The organism is Halobacillus sp., assembly GCF_049282395.1.
Taxonomy (GTDB): domain Bacteria; phylum Bacillota; class Bacilli; order Bacillales; family Halobacillaceae; genus Halobacillus.
This window is the reverse complement of sequence record NZ_JBAPTY010000296.1, coordinates 1-1,891: the sequence shown is the minus strand read 5'-3', so window position 1 is coordinate 1,891 and position 1,891 is coordinate 1. Positions and strand designations below refer to the sequence as shown.

General features: G+C 42.0%; 2 protein-coding genes. Both read left to right on the top strand.

Annotated elements, in window-relative coordinates:
• Nucleotides 1–910 (top strand): vanadium-dependent haloperoxidase (locus WAM07_RS12885; protein ID WP_422167436.1); only part of this gene is annotated, 910 nt, incomplete at its 5' end.
• A 121-nt stretch (nt 911–1,031) separates the two neighbouring features.
• On the top strand, nt 1,032–1,891 hold an 860-nt coding region (locus WAM07_RS12880), incomplete at its 3' end, for an RluA family pseudouridine synthase (RefSeq protein WP_422167434.1).

The following is a 1,891-nucleotide window of genomic DNA, read 5'->3' as shown; positions in this document are numbered from 1 at the left end:
AGATATGGCTCATGAAAAAAGAGCTTATCCACTCTGGACTGAACTGCCATATGCGGGTGCGGAACATTCTCCTACAATTGCAGGAGGAGTGGAACGAGATGCTGGAAATTGGAAGACGTACTTTATTCAACACAGCCGGCGCCACGGATTTAAGAAATTAGATGGGCGTCCCATCCGTTTAGCTATCAAAGATCCGAATACCATTGACTGGTACGCCCAATTAAAAGTCGTACAACTTACAGTCGCGAATTTATCCGAACGAGAAAAAACAATTGCCGAGTATTGGGGGACTGGTCCTCCTTCTAAACAATGGGCCCCCATTGTAGATCGGCTAATTGACACGTACGGGATAGAAGCGCCGAGAGCAACCCGAATTTTAAGTGCGTTGTTCGGCGGTATGAATGATGCTTTTGTTGTAGCCTGGGCATTGAAATATAAATGGCTTGTCCCAAGACCTGACCAATTGGATCAAAACTTGGCGACTTACATTTGTACACCTTTGCATCCTTCTTATCCTTCAGGTCATGCAACAATTTCAGGAGTGGCTGAAGTCATTCTGAGTTACTTCTTTCCTGCAGAACGTCAGAAACTTCATTATCTTGCTGAAGAAAATGCTCAATCCAGGTTATTTGCAGGTGTTCATTATCCCGTAGATAATTCGGAAGGACTTCGATTAGGAAGACAGATTGGCAGGATGGTGGTTGAAGAACTTAAGAAAGATAATGTGGAGGGATTGCCGATCGACCGCTCTTCACGTGAATATAGAAACGCTGATATCATTCCTCGAACATATGAGCAGTCTATCCCATATGATTATGATGAAAAGTGTGATTCCCTCTTACTTCGAGAGGATGAATCGAAGGGATATTCGTCTACCTATGATTGGATCGATCCTAAATTATTTATTTAAGAAAGAGATGTGTAATAAAGAAAAGGGCAGCCTCTGGTGCTGCTCTTTTTCCATTAGCGGGGTAGAAGAGCCTGTGAGATGGTAAACTAGACAAGAGTACAAGAAATAAGGAGGAAGTCATGTGGCTCGAAGAAAAAATAATGCACCGAAAAATAGCTTTACCGTAGAGCATTCTGATGAACTATTGCCTTTTTTGTTAAGAATGCTACCCGAAACAGGCCGAAATTCAGTGAAGTCTGTTCTTAAGCGAGGACAAGTTCTGGTAGAAGATGAAGTACAAACCAGGCATGACCATAAATTACAGCCAGGGCAGAAGATCACAATAGTAAAAAATAAAACCTTTAAACGGAATGCTGCATTAACAGGCCTGTCGATTCTACACGAAGATGAAGATTTGATCGTCATTGATAAGAGTGCCGGACTATTATCTATAGGTTCTCCAAAAGAAAAACAGGAGACCGCCCATCGACAGTTGATGAATTATGTAAAAAGTAAAAATCCAAACCATAGAATTTTTGTTGTACACCGTTTGGACCGTGATACATCAGGAGTTATGCTGTTTGCCAAAAACGAAGAAGCGAAATTAAAACTCCAGCAGTCATGGAAAAAAATGGTCAAAGAGCGTAAGTATGCGGCATTGGTGGAAGGCTCGCCGAAGCAGCCCGAAGGCACTGTCGAATCTTACGTAAAAGAAAGTAAAACGCTGAAAATGTTTACGACTAAGAACCCTAAGGGAGCTCAGCACGCGATTACTCATTATAAAAAGGTGCAGGGGAATGCTAATTTAACTTTACTTGAGGTTCAACTGGAGACCGGCAGGAAAAATCAAATTCGTGTGCATATGCAGGAAATTGGACATCCAATTGCCGGCGATAAAAAATATGGAGCACGCACAAATCCAATTAAGAGGTTAGGTCTTCACGCCCATGTTCTTGCTTTTCAACACCCTAGTAACAAAAAAGTAATGCGGTTTGAATCCCC